At 40.4% G+C, this 23,418-nt stretch carries 23 protein-coding genes; 10 read left to right on the forward strand and 13 right to left on the reverse strand.

The window, feature by feature from the left end; translation table 11 throughout:
- The first annotated feature begins 3 nt into the window (after positions 1-3).
- Entirely contained in the window at positions 4-402 is a 399-nt protein-coding gene (locus HLH18_RS00870; protein ID WP_131291538.1) for an outer membrane protein assembly factor BamE, read from the forward strand.
- Positions 403-446: 44 nt separating this feature from the next.
- Here the strand turns inward: HLH18_RS00870 and HLH18_RS00875 are convergent, their stop codons facing one another.
- From HLH18_RS00875 to HLH18_RS00915, 9 genes are all read right to left on the reverse strand, one after another.
- On the reverse strand, positions 447-770 hold the full coding sequence (locus tag HLH18_RS00875; RefSeq protein WP_131291540.1) for an RnfH family protein: 324 nt from the start codon (positions 768-770) through the stop codon (positions 447-449).
- Positions 770-1,852, reverse strand: a complete 1,083-nt coding sequence (locus HLH18_RS00880) for a hypothetical protein (protein WP_131291542.1) — start codon at positions 1,850-1,852, stop codon at positions 770-772. The genes HLH18_RS00875 and HLH18_RS00880 overlap by 1 nt, the downstream gene beginning before the upstream one ends.
- A gap of 141 nt (positions 1,853-1,993) precedes the next feature.
- The gene (locus tag HLH18_RS00885) at positions 1,994-2,449 is read right to left on the reverse strand and encodes a bacteriohemerythrin (RefSeq protein WP_131291544.1); all 456 of its coding nucleotides are present in this window, start codon (positions 2,447-2,449) and stop codon (positions 1,994-1,996) included.
- Positions 2,450-2,952: 503 nt separating this feature from the next.
- On the reverse strand, positions 2,953-3,801 hold the full coding sequence (locus tag HLH18_RS00890; protein WP_131291546.1) for a class II glutamine amidotransferase: 849 nt from the start codon (positions 3,799-3,801) through the stop codon (positions 2,953-2,955).
- A 208-nt stretch (positions 3,802-4,009) separates the two neighbouring features.
- Complete coding sequence (argB, locus tag HLH18_RS00895) at positions 4,010-4,909, reverse strand: acetylglutamate kinase (protein ID WP_171545461.1); 900 nt, start codon at positions 4,907-4,909, stop codon at positions 4,010-4,012.
- Positions 4,910-4,919: 10 nt separating this feature from the next.
- On the reverse strand, positions 4,920-6,344 hold the full coding sequence (locus HLH18_RS00900; RefSeq protein WP_131291550.1) for a phosphomannomutase/phosphoglucomutase: 1,425 nt from the start codon (positions 6,342-6,344) through the stop codon (positions 4,920-4,922).
- Positions 6,345-6,803: 459 nt separating this feature from the next.
- Entirely contained in the window at positions 6,804-7,256 is a 453-nt protein-coding gene (gene dut / locus HLH18_RS00905; RefSeq protein WP_131291552.1) for a dUTP diphosphatase, read from the reverse strand.
- Between the two features lie 35 nt (positions 7,257-7,291).
- Complete coding sequence (rep, locus tag HLH18_RS00910; protein ID WP_131291554.1) at positions 7,292-9,331, reverse strand: DNA helicase Rep; 2,040 nt, start codon at positions 9,329-9,331, stop codon at positions 7,292-7,294.
- 135 nt (positions 9,332-9,466) lie between these two features.
- Complete coding sequence (locus tag HLH18_RS00915; protein ID WP_131291556.1) at positions 9,467-10,117, reverse strand: YiaD family glycine zipper/OmpA-like lipoprotein; 651 nt, start codon at positions 10,115-10,117, stop codon at positions 9,467-9,469.
- A 245-nt stretch (positions 10,118-10,362) separates the two neighbouring features.
- On the opposite strand from HLH18_RS00915, the gene yihG reads away from it, so the two are divergent.
- The 6 genes from yihG (at position 10,363) to HLH18_RS00945 (ending at position 14,777) form a co-directional block, all read left to right on the forward strand.
- On the forward strand, positions 10,363-11,286 hold the full coding sequence (gene yihG, locus HLH18_RS00920) for a 1-acylglycerol-3-phosphate O-acyltransferase, YihG family (protein ID WP_131291558.1): 924 nt from the start codon (positions 10,363-10,365) through the stop codon (positions 11,284-11,286).
- 19 nt (positions 11,287-11,305) lie between these two features.
- Positions 11,306-12,358, forward strand: coding sequence for a preprotein translocase subunit SecA (locus HLH18_RS00925; RefSeq protein WP_131291560.1), 1,053 nt, complete (start codon positions 11,306-11,308; stop codon positions 12,356-12,358).
- Positions 12,359-12,479: 121 nt separating this feature from the next.
- Positions 12,480-13,211 carry a septum site-determining protein MinC gene (gene minC / locus HLH18_RS00930; RefSeq protein WP_131291562.1) on the forward strand — a complete coding sequence of 244 codons (732 nt, stop codon included), beginning with the start codon at positions 12,480-12,482 and terminating at the stop codon, positions 13,209-13,211.
- Positions 13,212-13,277: 66 nt separating this feature from the next.
- Positions 13,278-14,090 carry a septum site-determining protein MinD gene (gene minD / locus HLH18_RS00935; protein ID WP_131291564.1) on the forward strand — a complete coding sequence of 271 codons (813 nt, stop codon included), beginning with the start codon at positions 13,278-13,280 and terminating at the stop codon, positions 14,088-14,090.
- A gap of 3 nt (positions 14,091-14,093) precedes the next feature.
- Positions 14,094-14,366, forward strand: coding sequence for a cell division topological specificity factor MinE (minE, locus tag HLH18_RS00940; protein WP_067723891.1), 273 nt, complete (start codon positions 14,094-14,096; stop codon positions 14,364-14,366).
- Positions 14,367-14,489: 123 nt separating this feature from the next.
- Positions 14,490-14,777 carry a PA4642 family protein gene (locus HLH18_RS00945; protein ID WP_131291566.1) on the forward strand — a complete coding sequence of 96 codons (288 nt, stop codon included), beginning with the start codon at positions 14,490-14,492 and terminating at the stop codon, positions 14,775-14,777.
- 87 nt (positions 14,778-14,864) lie between these two features.
- On the opposite strand, the gene HLH18_RS00950 is transcribed toward HLH18_RS00945, so the two are convergent.
- Positions 14,865-15,770, reverse strand: coding sequence for an AEC family transporter (locus HLH18_RS00950; RefSeq protein WP_213073373.1), 906 nt, complete (start codon positions 15,768-15,770; stop codon positions 14,865-14,867).
- Between the two features lie 148 nt (positions 15,771-15,918).
- Positions 15,919-18,987: a DNA translocase FtsK gene (locus tag HLH18_RS00955; protein WP_131291570.1), complete on the reverse strand. Its 3,069-nt coding sequence runs from the start codon at positions 18,985-18,987 to the stop codon at positions 15,919-15,921.
- A 286-nt stretch (positions 18,988-19,273) separates the two neighbouring features.
- Here HLH18_RS00955 and trxB point away from each other — a divergent pair, with 286 nt between their 5' ends.
- The 3 genes from trxB (at position 19,274) to HLH18_RS00970 (ending at position 21,904) form a co-directional block, all read left to right on the forward strand.
- Positions 19,274-20,230 (forward strand): thioredoxin-disulfide reductase, encoded by a 957-nt coding sequence (trxB, locus tag HLH18_RS00960; RefSeq protein ID WP_131291572.1) that lies wholly within the window; start codon positions 19,274-19,276, stop codon positions 20,228-20,230.
- A gap of 105 nt (positions 20,231-20,335) precedes the next feature.
- A complete protein-coding gene (aat, locus tag HLH18_RS00965; RefSeq protein ID WP_171545462.1) occupies positions 20,336-21,067 on the forward strand; it encodes a leucyl/phenylalanyl-tRNA--protein transferase in 732 nt (243 codons plus the stop codon).
- A 21-nt stretch (positions 21,068-21,088) separates the two neighbouring features.
- A complete protein-coding gene (locus HLH18_RS00970) occupies positions 21,089-21,904 on the forward strand; it encodes an arginyltransferase (RefSeq protein WP_171545463.1) in 816 nt (271 codons plus the stop codon).
- Between the two features lie 6 nt (positions 21,905-21,910).
- Here the strand turns inward: HLH18_RS00970 and rimI are convergent, their stop codons facing one another.
- Both rimI and HLH18_RS00980 read right to left on the reverse strand, forming a co-directional pair.
- Positions 21,911-22,372, reverse strand: coding sequence for a ribosomal protein S18-alanine N-acetyltransferase (gene rimI, locus HLH18_RS00975; RefSeq protein WP_171545464.1), 462 nt, complete (start codon positions 22,370-22,372; stop codon positions 21,911-21,913).
- A gap of 105 nt (positions 22,373-22,477) precedes the next feature.
- Positions 22,478-23,359: a metal-dependent hydrolase gene (locus HLH18_RS00980; RefSeq protein WP_171545465.1), complete on the reverse strand. Its 882-nt coding sequence runs from the start codon at positions 23,357-23,359 to the stop codon at positions 22,478-22,480.
- Between the last annotated feature and the right edge of the window lie 59 nt (positions 23,360-23,418).

The raw sequence follows: 23,418 nt of genomic DNA on the forward strand, positions 1-23,418 counted from the left end.
AAAATGCAAAAAATCATGTTGACGTTACTCGTCACTTCACTGCTCGCAGGCTGTTCGACCTTGGGCGTTTATAAAGTTGATATTCCGCAAGGAACGCCATTAACTCAAGCACAAGCTTCAAAAATTCAGGTCGGTATGAGTCACCAACAAGTGCGCTTCTTGCTCGGTAGCCCTACAGTTTCAGATCCAATGAATCCTTTACGTTGGGACTACATCTACAACTATATACCAGGAACATATGCTAAAAAAGCCAACATTCCTGCAGCTCACGGTCAACATTTAAGAATTTACTTCGATCAAACAGGCACTGTGATAAAGATTGAAGGTTTGGAAACAATTCCAGAATCTCAACCCGGCTTACCAGGATCAAAAGAAGCGATTCTCAATGCGCCCCCACTATAGCCGCTTTAAAATAAAAATAAACCCCTCAATGAGGGGTTTTCTTATCACTTCAATTGTTTAAAGCGATTTCCGCGACAATAAAGTCCAACCGGATTTTCTGCAGCCCGTTTTCGGCGAATATCCTTCGGATTAACCGTTAATGCGCGATAAATCTCGACACGATCACCGACTTGTAAGATTTGATTTGGATCTGGCAATCGCACCCCAAAGATCCCCAATGAAAGTGGTTCGGGTAACTGAATTTGTGCCCGAATCCCACTTTGCTCAATCGCATCTAAAGCGGTCATGCCTTGATGAAAAGGGACAGCAATATGAAACTGTTGATCCTGAGCCGCATATGCCACCCAAACCTGTGGTATCTCACTCATTAGAACAATTGTCCAATAATCGCAATCATTGCCAAGATGATTGATACAGGCAGAACCACACGCACTGCAATACGCCACAAGTTATAAAACATCTCATTGCTGAAATTCATTGATTTACGTAAATGGCTAATTTTCATGATCCAGCCCGCAAAAATGGCATAAATCAAGCAAATCACTAAGCCCCAAAGCATAAGTACCGTATTAAAAATTGGACTCATGGCAGGAATGGCCCAAACGAATACGGCAGCCAAGATGACGAGCCATTGAATCGCGATATTCAGTTGACGTTGCAGCAATTGTTCACGTGCCATATTGAGTAAAAGTGCAGATGCACTCACTACCGCAACCACAAACGCAAAAGTTGGAATTTGAGCATTGGCAGCAAAGAAGCCAAAAGCAACCACTGCTAATAATTGCGCAATCCAGATTGGTAAAGCTGTTTTGGTGGCAACATCTTGTTGATTAAGCGTCGGCAAACTACTTTGCCAATACAAGCCCATCCCTAAACCGCTAGCAACCAGTGCCAATACGGTCGCACTACCCCACTCGCTAAATTCAACCGGCGTCACTTGCCAAGCAGGCAAAGCTGTTCCCATCACATTCGCTAGAATTAAGGAAGCTAAAACACCAACAACACTTAGGATGACAATAATCATTCGAGGTGCAAATGAAAGTGCAATTGCAACAATCACCAAGCCAACGAACAATAGATTTGGCGCAATGCCATTGAAGGCAAAATGACCCAACAACTGGCTTGCATTAGACAGCATGCCACCTGCCAAGAAAGGAATAAAGACAACCGCTAACCAACCGACGACGCGCCATTTTTGCGATGCATCTGCATCACGCGTCAAGCTAGACAATGCATTTAACGCTGTGGTTTTTGAGCGCTTCGCCAAGGCAATTTCTAAATAACAGATCGGTAATGCCAAAATAAGCATAGTACCTAACCATAACAACCAAAAATCAAGTTGGCGATCAACTTGAATCCCGACTATCGGTGCTAATGTGGCAATGATGATAAAAGATAAACAAAATGCCATCAGCGGTGATAGCCATCGTGACATAGCATTGTCCTGCATGATGCGTTCCTAAAAAAAGTCTATCGCTATTTTGCCTTTGTCATGGGGGAAAATCAAAAAGAAAAAGCAAACCATCAGGTTTGATGATTTGCCGCGCAAGATTATTATGACTTTTATTTGTTGTTATCTCGTTTATCTTTTTTATGAAAAGAAACGAGCAAACCAGTTTTTGCCTTTTTTCTGTTCTTTTTCTTTAATAATACCCATCATATTTTCTTTTACTGCACCCACATAATCTGCATCATCGTGCTGAATATGGTTAATCAGCCATTTTGAAAGCACTTCATGCAATTCACCTTCAATCGCTTGTCCCATTTCGAAACGGTCACGGTATGATTCAATCTTTTTAATAAATAAATCATGTACACGTTTATGCGGTACGCGGTATTTATAACCGGCTTCTTCTTGCAAAGACTCTTCAAAAGTAAAATGCGATTGAGTATAATCAATAATATTTTCAAGTATTTGTTTAATACGAGCACGATCCGTATGTTCTGCAACATCATCAATTTCATTGATATAATCAAGAATTCGTTTGTGCTGATCGTCAATCACATCGATACCAGTATTATATTCTGGAACCCATTTCATTTTCATTACGACCACCTATAAAATATATACGATTCATCACATAAACTCATAATATATTGATTTTTAACAAATAAAAATCAACCAAAACAGTTGGTTTTAAGCAAAAACCCATATAAAAAACATAAGCTAATGATATATAATGATTTTAAACACAAAACCAACCAAAAGAATAAAGTATTTTTTAACCAATATAACCACCAAATAGGATTATTAATGATCAAAAAAAACCTTAAATAACGATTAAATTATTAAAAAAAATAAAATGCTTAATTTAAATTTTTAAGTAAAAATATGTGTAAAAATAAAATAGCTTGATTTAATTTTAATTTTCACAATAAATATATTATAAAATTTTAGTATTATAAAAATACAGTTTAAAGTATATAAATTTTATTATCAGGTTCATCGAAGGAATTAATATTTAAAAACACTTCACCCATAAAGCAAAAATCTATAAAGATATTTAATAGAAAATCTTTATAGATTTACACATATTTAGCTTGTATTGACTAATATTGATCTGCTTTGGTGATTCTTTTTAATTCTGGATTTAATCTTTCACGCTCAAGCCGTTCTACATGGGTCAACTGTTTTCTAATGGGACGCCCATCCTGAAATAAAATCATCTCTCCAGGCTCAAAGGCTGTCCACACTTCATTTTGCGTTAAAGGCTCTGTGGTAATCACGGCGACTCGATCTTCAGGTGTAGTCACCTGACTGAAATCAACTTCTACATCCAGATCAATTAATTGAGCCGGTTTAAACGGGTATTCTCGTACCAGCCAATGCAATTTGGTGATGGCATAAGTAAATAAAGCTTGCCCATTCGACAAACAAAAATTAAATGTGCCATGTTCAGCAATTTTGGGCGAAACTTCAGCCAACAGATCAAAAATTTGATCCAGCTTCGGTTCATGATAGCCAAATTTATGAACCAGCTGATCGAGTAAAAAACAAAAAGCGCGTTCACTGTCGGTATTTCCCACAGGGGTAAAACGACCAGATAAAGTGGGATCAAAACCATGCAAATCACCATTATGGGCAAAAATCCACTGACGTCCCCACAGTTCACGACTGAATGGATGCGAGTTTTCCAGATTAATTTTGCCTTGCGTCGCTTTACGAATATGGGCAATCACATTGCGTGATTTGATTGGATAATTACGCACCAGTTCAGCAATCGGCGATTCAACTGCCGATTGGTTATCGACAAAAAGGCGGCAGGCTTTATCTTCAAAAAAGGCTATACCAAAACCATCACAATGGTCGGATGTAATGCCCGCACGTTGAGAAAAACCACGAAATGAGAAAGTCACATCCGTTGGTGTAGCACAATTCATTCCGAGCAACTGGCACATAGTCTTTATCAAACAGCAAATACATGATTTTTCTATTTTGCATGACTGGGCAGGACGTTGCAAATCTCAATTTACAATACCCATCACTATTTTATGCATTAGCCCAAGAATGATGCTCAAATACCTAATTTTATTAAAAATTCAATTAAGACAGTCTGAACAAGGCAATAAAAAAGCCTCACAAGGAGGCTTTTTAAAAATGACTCATTTAATGTTTGGCGCGGTTGGTAATTAAAGTCCCTACACCATGATCTGTGAAGATTTCCAACAAGGTTGCATGTGGAACACGGCCATCCACGATATGCGCGCTGACTACCCCACCTTTCACAGCATCCAGTGCACAACCCACTTTAGGAATCATGCCACCATAAATCACACCCGTTTCAATCAAACGATCAACTTCTTGAGTGGTTAAACCTGTCAGCAGATTTTTATTTTCGTCGAGAACGCCAGTAATGTTAGTCAGAAGAATAAGTTTTTCCGCACCTAAGGCTTCAGCCACTTTACCCGCAACTAAATCGGCATTGATGTTGTAAGTGTTACCTTCATCATCTACGCCCAGTGGTGCAATCACAGGAATGAAATCGCTGTTGGTGAACATTTCAAGTACGTCAGTTTTCACACCAACGACTTCACCCACTAGCCCCAAATCAATCTGTGTTACTGTGCCGTCTTCAGCCGTTTTTTTCATCAACAGCTTTTGCGCGCGCAGCAAATTACCATCTTTACCGGTTAAACCAATAGCACGACCGCCATGCTTATTGATGAGATTGACGATAGATTTATTTACACTACCGCCTAAAACCATTTCAACCACTTCCATGGTTGCAGGGTCAGTCACACGCATTCCATCAATACGGTCAGATTCACGACCGAGTTGCTTCAAGAATGAGTCAACTTGCGGACCGCCACCATGCACCACGATTGGATTTAAACCGACAGTTTTCAACAATACAATGTCACGTGCGAACGAGCTTTCCAGCTCCGGATCGGTCATTGCGTTGCCACCATATTTCACTACTAGCGTCTTACCCGCAAAACGTTGAATATACGGCAAAGCTTCAGTCAAAATTTGTGCTTTGTCGATGCCAGTATGCTGATGTGGCATTCGCCTCTCCTTATTGAGCATCTAAAATGTCTTGTGCGATTTTAGGATATCGGTCACTTAACATGGAAACAAATGTGTTTCGAATCGCGTTTAATCTTACAGGATTGTCCGCATCAAAGCGTACTGTAAAATACTCACCTGTATTCGATGCTCGAATAATGCCAAATCCATCTTCAAAATCAAGTCGTACACCATCAATTTTACTTAATTGTGCGCCTAAATCATGACTTTTAACTTCAACATCATGTAATACCGCTGCAGGTTCTTCACTATGGGTACTAATGTAGAGATCTTCAGTACAACTGCGCTCAGGATAAGCCTTCAATATTTGTGATAGGGTTAAATCCGGTTGTTGACTTAAATATTCGAGCACACGTAAGGCTGCATATAAACCATCATCATAGCCAAAACCACGGCCGTCATTAAAAACATAATGACCTGCATATTCTCCGCCAAAGATAGCTTTGCCTTTAGATTGCGACATATATTTCCGCAAAAAAGAACTGCCTGTACGAATCATTTTCGCCTGCCCACCTAAGCGATGAACGGTATTCCTCACCATGGTCGAACATTTCACATCGTAAACAACTTCATGACCAGGATGCATTTTCAAACACATTTCTGAAAATAAAGCCAGTAATCGATCTGCTGAAATAATCATGCCATGTTCATCAATTAACACGAGGCGATCACCATCACCATCCAGTGCAATCCCCATATCAGCTTGCTGTTCAAGCACGGTTTTTTGTAATTCAACAAGATGTTTTTCTTGTGAAGGATCAGGCGCATGATCGGGAAAATCACCATTGGCATCACAGCGGATGGTTGTGATCTCACAGCCTAACTGTTTTAACACCAATGCAGCACAGCGCCCTGCCGAACCATTTAAACCATCGAGTACCACTTTAAAAGGACTCTTTAACTGGATATCTTGTAATAATGCCTGCTGATATTCGAGACAATATTGAACCACAACTTCATGCTGAACAGGTTGAATTACTAATTTTTGTAATGGATCAAACGCCACACGGGCACTTGCACCGACTTGTTGAATCATTTCTGGACAGGGTGGTTCATTTTGGATAATCCACTTAATTCCATTATCTGTTTTAGGATTATGACTTGCCGTAAGCATGATCCCATTACCATCAAATTGACGGGCAATAAAATATAATAATGGTGTCGAACAACAACCGATGATGGTCGCATTCAATCCTTTTTCTTCACATACTTGTCTAATTATTTCTGCATATTCTGGACTTGTTAAACGCGCATCGTAACCAATGGCAAGTTGAGTCTGTCCGACCTTGTGATATTGGGCAACCAATCCATAGGCAATCACTTTTACAATTTCAGGTGTCAAAAGTGACACTTTTCCACGAATATCATAGGCACGAAAAATTTGTGCCGGAAATTTTTTATTTTTAAAATTCATGATGATTTCTTCTACTTAGAGTAGCCCATAAAGTGAAAAATTTATGGAATGCTTAATGAAGTCAGTATTCACAACTAGTGCATCATCTTAAAGGAGGAGATTAACATTTTAAATGCATTTCATATTTTTAAGCAATGGTAAAAAAATTTTACAAATAATTTACCAAAAAGATGGTATTTGATTGAAAAATAAATCTTTTATTTAATTTTAAAACAAATAATGTTAAATATTTTTATTTAAAAACCAGCTCTTTAAAAAAATAAAATAAGAGTTTATTTGAAGGTAAAAGCAATCTTTCTAATTTAAATGTTGTAAATCTTTAATTATGACTTCTTTTATTATCAAGCTGATTAAAGTTTCAAATATAAGCATGCTATAAAATAAAGAATAAAACCTGATAAAAAACAAATATTGCTGTTCATTGATCAGGTTATAAATTCTTTAAACTCAATCTACAGTTTAGCCTTTACCGGTATGACCAAAACCGCCTGCACCACGTTCAGTTGCAATAAATTCTTCCACTTGTTCAAATTCAGCATGCACTACAGGAACAAGCACATATTGAGCCAAACGCTCACCCGGCTCTAAAGTAAATGCGGTTTGGCTACGGTTCCAAACCGAGACCATCAACTCACCTTGGTAATCTGAATCTATTAAGCCCACCAGGTTCCCAAGCACAATTCCGTGTTTATGCCCTAAACCTGAACGCGGTAAAATCAAACCTGCAAAGTTTGTATCTTCAATATAAATTGCCAAACCTGTTTTAACCAATACAGTTTGACCCGGTTCAATTACAGTCGCTTCTTCTACACAAGCACGTAAGTCTAAACCTGCTGAACCCGAAGTTGCGTAGGTCGGCAAAGGCCATTGGCCGCCTAAACGTGTATCGAGCACTTTAACTTGAACTTTCATCTGTTCTTTCCTAATTGCATGGTTTAAATAGTGTATTAACGCTTAATCAGCGCACGTAAATTTTCAAGATAATGCTGTGCCTGCAATTTTGGATCAATATTGCCTGCCAATTTTTTCTTGCGACCCAGCCAGTCCAAATCATCTTGAGGCAACTCATCCAGGAAACGACTTGGCGTCATTTGCTTCATTTGCCCCCCATTTTTACGCTGTTCAGCCAGCGTAATGGTTAAGCCTTGGCGTGCGCGAGTGATTCCCACGTACATCAAACGGCGTTCTTCCTCAATGGTTTCTGCGGCAATGGAGTTTTTATGCGGTAACAATTCTTCTTCCAGACCAATTAGATACACATAAGGAAATTCAAGACCTTTTGAAGCATGCAAGGTCAGTAAATTGACCTTGTCGGTATCTTCTTCTTCCTTCTGCTGCTCGAGCATATCCAGCAACACCATTTTACGAATCACACTTTCAATGTTTTTCTCATCGACATCTTCAGCACGATTAATCAGACTCTGAATGCTGCTGTACAAGATTTCAATGTTATCGATCTTGGTTTTTTCTTGCGCTGGTGTTGCCGCCTGCTCTTTGATGTAATCGATATAGCCGGCTTCAAGCATCATCTGACGAATGATCGGAACAGGTTCGTCATCTTCAAGCAAGTTACGGGTAAAGTTACCAATAAAATCGGCAAATTCTGCCAGTTGTGTAGTGGCCTTTTTCGGCATCACCATGGTCAAGCGCTGATCACCCGCCGCGGTTAATAACGACAAATGATTTTCTTGCGCGAATAATCCCAGCTTTTCTAAAGTCACCGGACCAATCGCACGTTTCGGCGTATTAATAATCCGGAGGAATGCACTGTCATCTTCTGGATTAATGATGATACGCAAATAACTCATGATGTCTTTGATTTCAGCACGGCCAAAGAATGACTGACCACCCGACAACTTGTACGGAATTTGCATTTGGCGCAGCTGTGTTTCCAAAACACGTGCCTGGAAATTACCGCGATATAAAATCGCATAATCTTTCCAGTTTTTACCATTCATCAATTTATGCGTGATGAGATCTTTCACCACGCGTTCAGCTTCATCATCATCATTACGACAGGTAATGACACGAATCACTTCACCATGACCTTTATCTGACCAGAGCTTTTTATCAAAAATATGCGGATTGTTACCAATCACCGTATTGGCTGCTTTCAAAATACGACTGGTCGAACGATAATTTTGCTCGAGTTTAATCACTTTTAGATTTGGAAAGTCTTCTTTCAACAAGGCCATGTTTTCAGGCTTTGCACCGCGCCATGCATAGATCGACTGGTCATCGTCCCCTACAGCGGTGAATTGTCCCATCACCCCAACCAGCAGTTTCACCAAAATATACTGGGCAGTATTGGTATCCTGATATTCGTCAACCAACAGATAACGAACCCGGTTTTGCCATTTATCCCGGACTTCGGCATTTTCTTGTAATAAACGGGTCGGCATCACGATCAAGTCATCGAAATCCACTGCATTATAGGCACGCAAGTTGCGCTCATACAGTTGATACAAATGCGCAAATTGCACGTCTTCTGCTGTCTCGCAGGTGGTATGTGCCTGTTCGGGTGGAATCAGGTCATTTTTCCAGTCCGAAATCATTTTCATGGCTTTGGCAATCAATTCTTTACTTTCTGCACCGGACAAATTATCACGATGCATTAAATCCATCAGAATGCGTTTGCAATCATCGGCATCCAAAATTGAAAAATTATTTTTTAATGGGGTATGTTTAATTTCTAAACGAAGTAAATTCAAACCAAAAGTATGGAAGGTCGAAACAGAAAGACCTTTGGCCTCTTCACGAGATAATAATTTTCCGACACGCTCTTTCATTTCACGTGCAGCTTTATTGGTAAAGGTCATGGCGGTAATGCGATGTGCAGGAATACCGCAATTCTGAACCAAATGTGCGACTTTTCGCGTAATAACGGACGTTTTACCTGAACCTGCCCCTGCAAGTACTAACAAGGGTCCTTGAGTATATTTCATGGCTTCAAGTTGCTTGTCATTGAGCTGACTTGCCGACGACATAGTATTTCCTCGTTTTGATTCGAGCTCGATTATAGTCATCTCAGCCCAACTTGCATAACCTAAAATACAGATTTGACATTCATAAAAAAACCACCCGAAGGTGGTCTTTTCAATTCATCATGGACTTATGAAGAATTATTGAATCGCGTAAATGCTGATTTCTACACGGCGGTTTTGTTCACGGCCTTCAGCTGTCGCATTTGATGCGATTGGGTTCGCTGAACCTTGACCTTGTGCATTAATACGCGTACGTGCGACGCCCTGACCGGCAAGATAGTTGGCTACTGATTGAGCACGCGCTTGAGACAATGGAATGTTGATTGAGTCATTACCAGTGCTGTCTGTATAACCTGTTACAAGAATACCGCTCTTGTTGTCTTCAGTCAGTGTTTGCGCAACTTTGTTCAAAGTTGCGTAGAAGTTAGGTTTAATATTTGATTTGTTGGTATCAAAGGTAATGTTACCCGGCATGATCAGACCAACAGAACCATCTGGATTACGAGTCACGTCTACGCCAGTACCGGCCATTTGTTGACGTAATTTTTTCTCTTTATTGTCTAGATATACACCTGTTGCACCGCCTAACACAGCACCGATTGCTGCTGCACGGTTGTTTTGTGCGCTAGTATTTGCATTACCTTTAGAAATACCATAACCAGCAGCTGCACCTACAAGTGCACCAATTGCTGTTTTGTCGTATTCCATACCACCGATGTTATTACCCGTTGTTGAACAACCAGATAACGCCATTGCCCCTACTACTGCTGAAATTGCTAGTGCACGCATTGCATGACTCCTTTTTGTGTTTTATCGTATAGTGGAATGATGGATTAAAAAAAATGGGCATACCATTGATTTTTTGTAAATAATAAAAGCTTTAGTTACATTTTGTAATACTTTATGCTTGTGAGCAAGCTATCTTAGACATAATTCCTACATAGTTGCATGAATAGACTTTTTTATTTCGAATTCTACAATTATATTAAATGGTGAAAAAACATTAGACGACTTCATCTTAGGACCGTTCTTATATGTCATCGCAAATTCAGAAACAATCCATATTAAAAAAAATATCTCGCGGATTAACTGTAGCATCAGTGATGAGCGGAAGTACTTTTTTTCATGGTCCTCCCGTTCTCGCATTGGGATTGACTAAATTAGTCAAAAAATCACGTAAAATTGATGAAACTAATATTCAAATTACCAACAGTTGGCTCGGTGTCAATAATTGGCTGATTGATCATGTATTACCGCATCTAAAATGGGATATTAGTATTGATGACAATTTAGATCTGAGCATGCAGGGTCGTTACCTGATGACCTGTAATCATCAGAGTTGGGTCGATACCACAGTGAATCAATATTTTGGTTTAACCCGTATGCCGCTGACCCGTTTCTTTACCAAGTGGGAACTGATCTTTATTCCTTTCGTTGGACAAGCCTTTAAAATTTTAGGTTTTCCAATGATGAAGCGTCATACCAAAGAACAAATTGCCAAGAATCCTGAGCTTAAAACACGTGATATGGAAGAATCACGCAAAGCCTGTGAACAATTATTGAGTCAACCTTTTACCTTGCTCAACTATTTAGAAGGTACGCGCTTTACTCCGGAAAAGCATGCAGCACAGCAATCACCGTATAAAAATCTACTCAAACCTAAAGCGGGCGGTTTAGCGTTGGCCTTAAATATTTTAGGTGACAAAATTGATGCCTTGGTGGATATGACCATTGTTTATCCGGATGGTGCACCGGGCTATGGCGATTTTTGGTTGGGGGATGTTCATCGTATTGCAGTCAATCTGCGTAAAATAGATATTCCAAGCTGGGTCTTAGGCGGTAATTACGAAGATGATGCTGAATATCGTGAACGTTTTCAGCAATGGGTGCATGAATTATGGATTGAGAAAGATCAACTGATTGAACGCATGAAGCAAGACCTGGCTGCAAAAGCATAAATCGCATTTAAGGAAGACAATGAAGCAAGATGACAAAATAGCCAAGCCAACTTTTCATTTCGTGAAAAAAGACTCTTGGGGCTGGAAAGTTGCACTGGGCTATGACATTTTTATGATGGTTCTGATCATCATCAACTTGTTCTGCTTAAGTGCCAACGCCATCCTGATGAGTGATTTTGGTGGCTGGTTATTTAGCTTCATTCATTTTCCTGAACTATTGCAGTTTTATCGGACAGAATTGCGTCCCTGGGTGATTATTACCGAAAGTTGGTTTACCAGTTTTCTGGTGATTGAACTGCTGATCCGTTGGGGAATTGCCATCATCGGACAATATCATAAGCGCTGGTTTTTCTTTCCTTTTATTCATTGGTACGAAATTCTGTCCATTATTCCGCAACTGCGTTTTTTGCGTTTATTACGTGCCGGATCCATTGCCTATAACCTGCATGAACATGGCTATAAAGTGATTCCTGACAGTTGGTATAAGCGCGCCAAATTTTATTATCATCTGCTGCTCGAAGAACTGACCAGTCGTATTGTGATTACCGTTTTAGACAGTATAAAACACGAACTTTCAACCAGTACCACGCATAAAAAATTGATTGAAGATTTGGTTGCGCATCACCGTGAAATGTTCGCCACTGCCCTGGCTGATATCTTGCAGGAATCGTTGGGCAAAGAGTTACAAGCACAAAGAGTGACTATTGCAAAAAATGTCGGAAATATTGTCAATCAGGCAATTGAAGATACGCCCGAATTAACACAATTATTACGTTTAATTCCGATTGTCGGTGGACGTATAGAGCAACAGATCCAAAGTATTGGACAGCGTTTGGGTGAAAATATTACCCAAGGTCTGATTGAACCGTTCGCGCAAAATAATAAAAATAAAGAAAATCTGGCTTATTTAGAAATTTCAAATAAAATCAGTCAAATACAGTTTGAAAATAATACCCATGTGGAAAAACTGGTTGAGTCTGCCGTTTTTGAAAGCTTAGAAGCGATTCGCCAACAGGTCAAAGTAAAACAATGGCAACAAATGCTGGAACAACATGATCAAGTTAAAGAATGATCATCAGATAAAAATATTTAAAACGTCGCTAGAGAAATCATTCAATTTGTTCTAGGATTTGCTCTATTTACAACATCACTTCGACATAAAATAAATGAGTCAGAAGTCTTAAGGAATAATTATGGCTGATATACGGATAAAAGGCAGAATGGTCAATGCGATTCGCATTATCTTAGATACCAATGATCACGATGCAATCCGCCAGCAACTCGCGCCAATGCTCCAAAAAGCATTTCCACCGGGTACATTAGTTGTGATTGAAAGTTCAGTTGAACAAGAACTTATTGCCTTAATTCAATTATTGATCAGCCTGGAAGTACAGCCTATGGCGGTGACTGAAGGTTTACTCGCTGATCAAGCTCGCGCAATTCAATTCCCTGTTCTGCCTTCAGACACTAAACCATTGCAACGTATTAAACCGACGAAAGAACAAGTGGTTGAAGTAGAACCTGAAGCTACGGGTGACGAAGCTGAAGAATCAGAGAAAGTAGAGGCAAAACCTGCCCGTGTGGTGAGTCATGTGACCTCTTATCACGATGAAATTTTGCGCACAGGTCAATGCCTTGTACAAAATCATGGTGATATTATTCTCAATGCAGGAATCAACAGTGGTTCTGAAATCATTGCTTCAGGAAATATACATATTTATGGTAGCGCTCGTGGTAGAGTCATCGCCGGCGCAGACGGGAACAGTGCAGCACGTATTTTCTGCCATTCCCTAGAAGCAGAACTGGTATCGATTGCAGGTACATATTGTGTAGCAGATGACATTCCACAGCATGTCCTCAAAAAAGCGGTACATATTTACTTGAATGATCAACAAGAACTTGTCTTTGAAGTTCTCGAATTTTAATGTATAAATAAACACCATAAGTCCCATATCTAAAAGGGGATTTGAACCATAACAGGAGTGGATTCGGTGGCGAAAATTGTTGTCGTAACATCAGGCAAAGGTGGTGTAGGTAAAACTACGACTAGTGCATCTTTTGCAACAGGTTTAGCCCTTCGCGGCCACAAGACTGTTGTGATCGATTTTGACGTGGGTTTACGTAACCTAGATTTAATTATGGGTTGTGAACGTCGCGTTGTTTATGATTTTGTAAATGTATTAAATAATGAAGCTCGACTTCAACAAGCACTTATTCGCGATAAAGATATTGAGAACTTATATATTCTTCCTGCATCACAAACCCGTGACAAAGATGCCTTGACCGATGAGGGTGTGGCACGTGTAATGGACGAACTTTCGCAAGAATTCGATTACATTATCTGCGATTCACCTGCGGGTATTGAACGCGGTGCAATCATGGCGATGTACCATGCAGATGAAGCGATCATCGTAACCAATCCTGAAATTTCTTCAGTACGTGACTCTGACCGTATCATTGGGATGCTCGACAGCAAAACCAAAAAAGTAGAACAAAACGAAGGTCGCATCCGTAAGCATTTGTGTATTACACGTTTCAATCCCGAACGTGCCGATAAACAAGAAATGTTAACGATTGATGATATTTCTAAAGATATCTTACGTGTACCTACACTCGGTGTCATTCCTGAGTGTCCAAGTGTTTTACAAGCGTCAAACGAAGGTAAACCTGTAATTCTCTTTACTGAAGAATCGGCGGGTCAGGCTTATGATGACCTTGTAGCGCGCTTCTTGGGTGAAGAGCGTCCTTACCGTCATATCACGGTAAAACCTAAGGGTTGGTTAGCACGATTATTTGGAGCGTAAAAAATGGCAGGATTCTGGAGTAAATTATTCAGCAACGATGATAAACCTTCAAGCGCACGAACTGCTAAAGACCGCTTAAAAGTAATTGTTGCCTCTGAGCAAGGTTTAGGTAAACGCTTAAGCCAAGACAAAATTGACCAAATGAAGAAAGAAATCATGCAGGTGGTCAATCGTTATGTTCGTGGTGTGGATGAACAGCATATTCAAATGTCGGTTCGTTCTGAAGCAAACATCGAAATGTTAGAAATGAATATCAATTTGCCTGAAGAGCGATAATCTGAATTCTGATTAGTCAAGCATATTGAATCAAGGCAAAATATGAGACTGGATTAGCAAAGCACTGCTTTCTCTAGTCCTCCATATTTTGCCTTTTTTATTCAGTTTACCAAGGAGTTTGCGATGGCATTATCTCAGCCAGCAACGTTCAATGAAGAATGGTCAGACGAGCGTGTATTTGCCTATTTAACACAGCTTCCTCCTGCAGGCGTGAATGCCGATTTTCATGTGCTTTATCACGCATTCAAACATATGCGTCCAAATGACTATGAGCGCTTACTGACTCAATTCATTGCCGATGGTCGTGATGTCAATGCAACCAATCCTGAAGGCCAACGTATTCATGATGTGATTGCTGAATATCCTCGCCAACGTGACGGATTTTTAGAAGTTTTGGCTAAGTTCGCATAATTTTAAAAACTATAGCTTATAAATAAAAAAGCCTGTCCGTTTGAATAAAACCGACAGGCTTTTTTATGACAAAATTATATCTATGCATTAAGAAAGCAACATCATCAGCACAGGAAACGTGACTGCAAAGCATAGCGTTTGCAAGCTAATCACCCCCGCCATCAGTTGGCTATCGCCATGAAAATAGCGCGTTAAAATATAGGAGGCCGAGGCCGTGGGCAAGGCAAAAAACACCACCAAAATAATCGTTTCAAACTGATTCAAATTCATCGTATAACAAATCAAATAAGCCAAACTTGGCATCACGATTAAACGCCCTAAAGTATTCAACAATAATCTTGAATAATCATATTTCAGTTTTGCAAACTGTAAAGCTGCCCCGACACAAATCAATCCCAAAGGTAGGCTCATACTGGCTAAAATTTTAAACAGTTGTTCCAAGCCAGAAAATAATGACAGTTGCAGCAAATTAAATACAATTCCAATTACACAGCCCAAAATTAGCGGATTTTTCATCAAAGAAAATAGAATCTGCGCAGGTTTTAAGCCCTGCCCTTGTGAAAAAGCCAGCACTGAAATCACATTCACCAAAGGAATCGCCAGAGCAATCATAATGGTAAACATTTGCATGCCCTGAGCACCAAACAGCAAAGACATAATGGATAAACCAATATAGGTATTAAAGCGAATTTGACTTTGCACATATACGCCAAACCGCGCAATCGGAATATGAAAAAACGCCCTCGCTACCCACAGCGTTAAAGTACTTATTATAATGATGATAAACAGAGCCAATAACACCTGAGTAATCGTTGTAAGTTCCAATTTTATATAAGCAAGATTATTAAAAAGTAATACCGGAAATAAAATCAAATAATTCAGTTTTTCCGCGCCACGCCAAAAGTCATCCGTTAAAAACTGTGTCCGTTTAAAGATATACCCCATGGCAATTAAAATAATTAATGGAAACAAGGCCATTACAACATTCATTATCTACGCTTCATCCCTAAATTGCATTTCCATTGCATGAGGTGAATCACCTTTATCATTTTCAATAAATATTCATGTAATGTTAAAAGTATAGCTTTTTAACATCCAGAAAAAGGCCTGCTTATGCAGGCCTTCAACTCAGTATGAAAATTTAGACTAAAATGTCACGTTTACCGTTGGCACCCATGCCACTGACAATCCCATTTTCTTCCATCTGGTCAATGATTCGCGCAGCACGGTTATAACCAAGGCTAAACTTACGCTGTAATGACGAGGTTGAAGCCTTACGTGTTTCCAGAACAAAGGATACACATTGATCATACAAGGCATCACGATCCGAACCACCATCCCCATCTTCAAAACCACGCGAAGTCGGTTCTTCATCATAAGGCGTTAGAATTTCATCGACATAATTCGGAGCAGCACGTTCACGCCATGCATCACAGATATTATTGACTTCATCATCGGAAATGAAAGCACCATGCACACGTTCAGGCTCAATTTTACCAGGCCCAAGGAACAACATATCACCATGTCCTAACAGGTCTTCTGCACCACCGGCATCCAAAATAGTACGCGAGTCAATTTTACTGTTTACACGTAAAGCCACGCGGGTTGGAATATTGGCTTTGATCAAACCAGTAATCACGTCAACCGATGGACGTTGTGTCGCAAGCAGTAAATGAATACCCGCAGCACGTGATTTTTGTGCCAAACGGGTAATCATTTCTTCAGCTTTTTTACCCACCTGCATAATCATATCGGCAAATTCGTCGGCAACAATCACAATCGAAGGTAACGGCGTCAAACGTGGCGCACGCTCGCCTACGACCGAGTCACTTGCTTTCCACGTTGGATCAATCAGATCTTCGCCATTGGCAATCGCTTCATCGACCTTGCGGTTATAGTCACTCAATTTACGGATTTTCAAATAAGACATCAGCTTATAGCGACGTTCCATTTCATTGACACACCAGTTCAAGGCATTGACTGCATCTTTCATGTCCGTCACGACTGGCGTAAGCAAATGAGGAATATCGTTATAGTTGGCAAGTTCCAGTTGTTTCGGGTCAATTAAAATTAGACGTAACTGGTCAGGCGTATATTTTAACAACATCGATAAAATCATCGAGTTTACTGCCACCGATTTACCTGAACCAGTGGTTCCTGCAACCAGCATATGCGGTGCTTTACCCAAGTCAGCAATGACTGGATTACCCGAAATATCTTTACCCATCGCCATCGAAAGAATGCTATTTGGATCCGTAAAAGCAGGAATGGTTAACAACTCGATCAAACGCACCATTTCACGTGTGCTATTCGGCACTTCAATCCCAATATACGGTTTACCCGGAATCACCTCGACCACACGCACCGATGCCATCGACATTGAACGCGCCAAGTCTCGTGAAATATTGGTCACTTTAGAGGCTTTGACTCCAGGTGCCAGATCCAGCTCAAAACGCGTCACGACCGGCCCGGGCTGTGCTTCTATAACTTTGGCTTTGACATTAAATTCTTGCAGTTTAATTTCGAGTAATTCTGATAAACGGGCTAACTGTTCAGCAGTAAAGTTTACTTTTTTATTTGGATCGACTTTATCCAGTAAATCCAGTCCCGGTAGCGGTGACAAATCTTTACGACGTGCAGCCACTTGCATCGCCAGTGACATCGGACGACCTGATGCATCGGTTAATGGCGCATCAAAATCGAAATCATCTTCAACGGGTTCGTCAACTTCGACTGGTTTGCCTGCAGTTTCCTGCCAGACTTCACGAAATACATCTTTATTCGATGCAATTAAAGCTTTTTCATCTTCTGAAATGATCGGTTGCTGAATCTGGGTTTTTATTGCGCCACTGACAAATGCGGATGATTGTGCATAACTACTCGTAGTACGCACTGGAGCAGGCTCTTCCACCTCATCAATTAGCAAATCATCCACCAACAGATCATCGAGTCCATCAAACTCGTCATCTAAAGCCGAATTCTTAGGTGTTGTATGTATCGATGGTGAAGCTGCTATTGCAGATGATGCGATTACAATTTTCTCTTCAACAGGTGATGCTGCTTGTTCAGTCTCTACATGATTAAATGGTGTATGCACATCCGTGGCTGTTTTGCCATTTGGAACTGCAGCAAGCAATTCATCAAAGATTTCATCATCATCCCAATCCAGATTTTGTTTAGAAGTCTGGGGGAGCGTTGCTACAGGTTGCTCATCAACAAAGGCTTTAAAATGTTCATGCGGCGTATGCAGTTCAGATTCTTCTGCAGCTTTTAATAAAGCGTCAATATCTTGTTTATGTTTTTGATTTTCATCTGAGTTTAAGGCACGCCAAACTTCACCGGTCGCTACCGCACGTCGAGTATTTTCTTCTAGGCGATGCGCTTTTTCTAAGACCTGTTCAAATTCAACTTCATCTTCGGCATCAATAATCTGCTGCTGTACATAGTGTTCTTCTTTTTCCACCATGTCATTGAACAAGCGCTCTGCAGCCTGATCTCGCACTACAGGCGATACATCTTGAACTTCATGATGTTCTGGAGCGGGTGATACGCTTTCTACTACAGCTTTTTGTTTAGTACTCGCAAAGGTTTTTTTAACTTCAGGCGTTGTACGATCAAATGCAGACTCGGTTTCCGGGACATTTTTATAAAACAAGTCTTGTAAATAAGCAGGTGTGGCTTTGAGTGTAACCCAGGTTTTATTCCACTTCACACCAAATGACAGGGTAAATAAAACCACCCAAAACACCACAAGAAAAACGGTTGCGCCATAAATGGTTAAAATTTGAGACAGACTTTCACCCAATTCATAACCAATAATACCGCCGGATGCATTGTCTAGAGTATCTGCCGGAACTTGCCAAAACAAATACAATAAACTTGCTGTCGCCAGTAAAATAAAGAATTGTGCGGCATAGCGAAAAGGCTTATTCAAAAAACTATACGGCCACCAGACCTGAATTGCCTCAACGAATAAAAAGACTGGAATGAGTAAACTTGCCCAGCCTAAAAAACCGAACAGTAAATCTGCGATCCATGCCCCTGCAACACCACTGGCATTTGAAACCTGTTGAGTATCACTGGAAATATGCATCCAGCCTGGATCAAAAGGCGTATAAGTCACTGTTGCAAGGAATAAATAAATTCCAAAAGAGACTAAAAATAATGTCATTATTAAGCGCTGTGCATAAGCACTCGACACCGCAGTCATATACTGTCCTGTAACCAATTTTTCATTCATGTTTTTGTAAAAAACTAAGACAAAATAGTTTCGCAATTAAACTCGATATTATGCACCTGTTCCAAGGAAAAAGATGCAATATTATGTAGAGGCTGTTGATACAAATCCTATGAATTGAGTATCTAGCACAGCATCCTTATTGTATATAGCTCAAATCGATTTCAATGATCAATAATATCGACATCGAACTCACACAACTGTTATCGAGTTTCACGTATAATTTCACAAATTTCTAAATAAAAAAAGGATGCCGCGAATGAGCGCTCGTCACTCACGTTTGATTATTCTAGGTTCAGGCCCTGCTGGTTATAGCGCAGCTGTATATGCTGCACGTGCCAACTTAAAGCCAACGCTAATTGCCGGTTTACAATTGGGTGGTCAATTGACCACGACAACTGAAGTCGACAACTGGCCGGGTGACCCTGAAGGTCTAACAGGTCCTGCACTCATGGAACGTATGCAAGCGCATGCTGAACGCTTTGGTACTGACATTGTCTATGACTATATCAACGAAGTTGATTTAAGCGTTCGTCCATTCGTTCTAAAAGGCGATATGGAAGAGTTCACCTGTGATGCATTAATCATTGCAACAGGTGCAACTGCCCAATACTTAGGTCTTGAATCTGAAGCTGCATTTATGGGTCAAGGTGTCAGCGCATGTGCAACCTGTGACGGTTTCTTCTACAAAAACCAAAAAGTTATGGTAGTCGGTGGAGGTAATACCGCGGTTGAAGAAGCACTTTATCTATCCAACATTGCTTCACACGTGACTTTGGTTCACCGCCGTGATTCGTTGCGTTCAGAAAAAATTCTGCAAGATCATCTGTTCGAGAAAGAGAAAGAAGGCAAAATCAGCATCATCTGGAATCATCAAGTGGATGAAGTTCTCGGTGACAGCAAGTCAGGTGTAACTGCAGTTCGCCTGCAATCGACTCAAGATGACTCTAAACAAGATGTAGAAGTCACCGGCTTATTTGTTGCGATTGGTCACAAACCGAATAGCGGCATGTTTGAAGGTCAGTTGAACCTACGTGATGGTTATATTCAGGTTCACAGCGGTACTGCCGGCAATGCAACTGCTGCATCTGTTCCGGGTGTATTTGCTGCAGGTGATATCGCGGACAGTGTTTACCGTCAAGCGATTACGTCAGCAGGTTCAGGCTGTATGGCAGCCCTTGATGCTGAAAAATATCTTGATGCTTTAGGTGAATAATTTTATCTAAACAAAAAAAACCGTCCTTGTTTGGGCGGTTTTTTTTGTATGATAAAAATCATAAATGCTTATCGCTCGTTGCTCTTCTCGTTCAGGCTAAATCCCATGCATCCATTAGCACCCTCAGAATTCATTTTCCCCGATCCCATCGAAGCTGATCCCGACGATCAGGGATTAATTTGCATAGGTGCCGACCTCTCCCCTTCTACGCTTTTTGAAGCCTATACCCACGGTCTGTTTCCATGGTTTAGTGAAGGTGAACCTATCTGTTGGTGGAGTCCTGAACCGCGTTGCATTATTCGCCCCAAAGATTACCACCCAAGCAAGTCTCTAATCCGTAACATGAAAAAGTTTGATTATAAAATCACGATTAATCATGCTTTTGAACAAGTGATTCGTTGCTGCTCCCTACCTCGGAGTTATGCTGAAGACACCTGGATTTCCGAAGATATTATTGATGGATATTGCCAATTATTTGATGCAGGATATGGATATAGCATTGAAGTTTGGGATGAAGGTAAAATTGTTGGTGGTTTGTATGGCGTGACCATTGGACATGGCTGTTTTGGTGAGTCGATGTTTAGCACCCAAACCGATGTTTCAAAAATGGCTTTTTATACTTTAATGCTGCTTGGACAGGAAAATCATCTGCCCTGGATTGACTGTCAATTGGTTAATGATCACCTTTTAAGCTTGGGTGCTTGTACACTTTCTCGCCAAGCGTATCTTAATTCGTTACAAGATGTTGTGAAACAGCCATCAATAGATTGGAAAAAATATCAAGAGGGTGTATTTTCAAGTAAAACAATAGCGCAACACGCACGATTAATTGAATGAAAATAACAGAGGGATCTTGCCATGAATTCGTATCACCCAAAGTCCCTATTGAATGATTTACAGTATTATATTACGCCGCCGCATAGCTGTAGTTACCTAGAAAATAAATCAGCGCGGATGGTCTTTTTAGATCCTGCACATCGCATTGATGTGGTCAGTTTATCTGAACTTTCTCGTCTCGGTTTTCGTCGCAGTGGCGATTTTGTTTACCGTCCTGAATGTCATTTGTGCCGCCAATGCCTATCCTGTCGTGTCCCTGTCGCTGAATTCCAGATGAACAGTACGCAAAAAAAGGCCTGGAAACGCAATCAAGACCTAACTGTTAAAATCACGCGCACTGCGGATGCATCCGACATTCATTATGCTTTGTATGAACGTTATATCAATGAACGTCATGCCGATGGCGATATGTTCCCACCGAGCTTAGATCAATTCGAAAAATTTTTAGTGCATAGCTGCACCGACAGTTTTTTCTTGGAATTCTGGAAAGACGACAAGCTGATTAGCGTTTCGAGTTGCGATCCTTTAGATGATGGGGTTTCTGCGGTCTATACCTTTTTTGATCCTGATGAAAATCGACGTTCACTGGGCGTATTCGCGGTACTTAAGCAAATTGAACATGCCAAAGCTTTAGCTTTACCTTATGTTTATTTAGGCTATTGGGTGCCTCATTCCAATAAAATGAATTATAAATCTCAATATGTACCTTTAGAACTATTGATTGATGGGCAATGGCGACGTTTAAACCGCCTGCTCACTCCAGAAGAAATTCAACAATTGGGAAACTCCCTGATGACCACCTTGCCCTCTGGATGGAATAACCCAATTATCAAATAACCTTACTTATGATTTAAAAAGTTGTGAAAAATCATCACTGCATGATTTCACCATAATAATGGCATGCTCACGAGAGCCGTCTGGCTTTGGATAATAATTTTTACGTAAATCAATTTGATGAAAACCGGTTTTTTCATATAGTGCAATTGCAGCTTGATTGCTTTCCCGCACTTCCAAGAAAATTTGCAGCGGATTATTTTTCAATTGCGCAATTGAAGCTTCAAGTAATTGAAAGCCTAGCCCTTTGCCCTGCTGACTCGGATCAATTGCCATCAGTAGAAGATTGGCTTCATCTAACACCGGTTGCAAGATACAAAAACCAACCACCTGTCCTTGCTGCTCAATCACGGTACTCAGATAAGAATCAATGGATTCCTCAAACTGCTTTGCCGTCCATGGATGGGTTTGTACCAATTGCTCAATTTGCGTGATGCGACTTACATCCGCTTTTTGCATCAAACGAATCATCTTCGTTCATCTTTTAAATAACAGAAGCTTCGCATTATAGGAACTTTAGATAAAAAATCGAGTAAAAAAAAGGGCAATCTGGATTGCCCAAAGAGTCAAGACATCTTAAAAACCTAATTTGGCTTTCCAAGTCTCTAGCAAACTGACGGTATCTAAATCATTTGGATGAAAACCCGGTTTAAAATAAACCAACATTTCCTTGCCCATACCCGTAATAATCCCTTTGGATGGGCTATAGGCATACTCATAAATGCTTTTGATTGAGTCAAAATTCAACTGTTGATCTTGTCGCAATAGACGTAATAAGAAATAATTTTGCACAAAGAACAACGTTGTCATAGCAGCCACAAGTGAACTGGTACGTAACAGATAAGACTTTAAGCCTTTACCAAATACGCCTTCAAATACATCATACGCTACAGCTTTATGCTCGTTTTCTTCAATGGCATGCCATAACCACATGGTTTTCATGGTTTCATCTTGCATCAATTCCTGAATATTCTGATTGGTCAACAATTGCGATGCAATGGTCGCTGTAAAATGCTCAAGTGCGGTGGTTGCGGTTAAATCGACCATCTCCTGGGTAATGCCAAACAGTTTACCGACGAATGCAAATACTTTACGTGCAGTTTGAATCACGGTGTCAGTATGCTTATCCAGCGTATCAACATCATGACCATAACGCTGTGCAGCTGCATTAAAACCCACATGCTCTTGAGTATGCATGGCTTCTTGCCCAATAAAAGCACTAATTTCTTTTTGTAATTCCTGATTTTCTTTAATCGCTGGATGATTGCGAACGGCCCGAACACTATCAATAAAAAACTTTTCGCCCGCTGGAAACAGAGCAGAAAGTGCAGTCATAAAATGCGTCAATCCCACTGAACCATTCATCCAGTATTCTGGCACGTTATTGAAATCGAAATTCATTCGACGAACAGGAAAGCTTGCCCCTGCTCGATTGGTTATATTGACCTTAGCATTCATGACTCTTACTCCTATCTAGCAAAATGATGCTGCTGCATTCACTTATCTTTGTTTTTCTT

Source organism: Acinetobacter sp. ANC 5414 (genome assembly GCF_013004295.1).
Lineage (GTDB): Bacteria > Pseudomonadota > Gammaproteobacteria > Pseudomonadales > Moraxellaceae > Acinetobacter.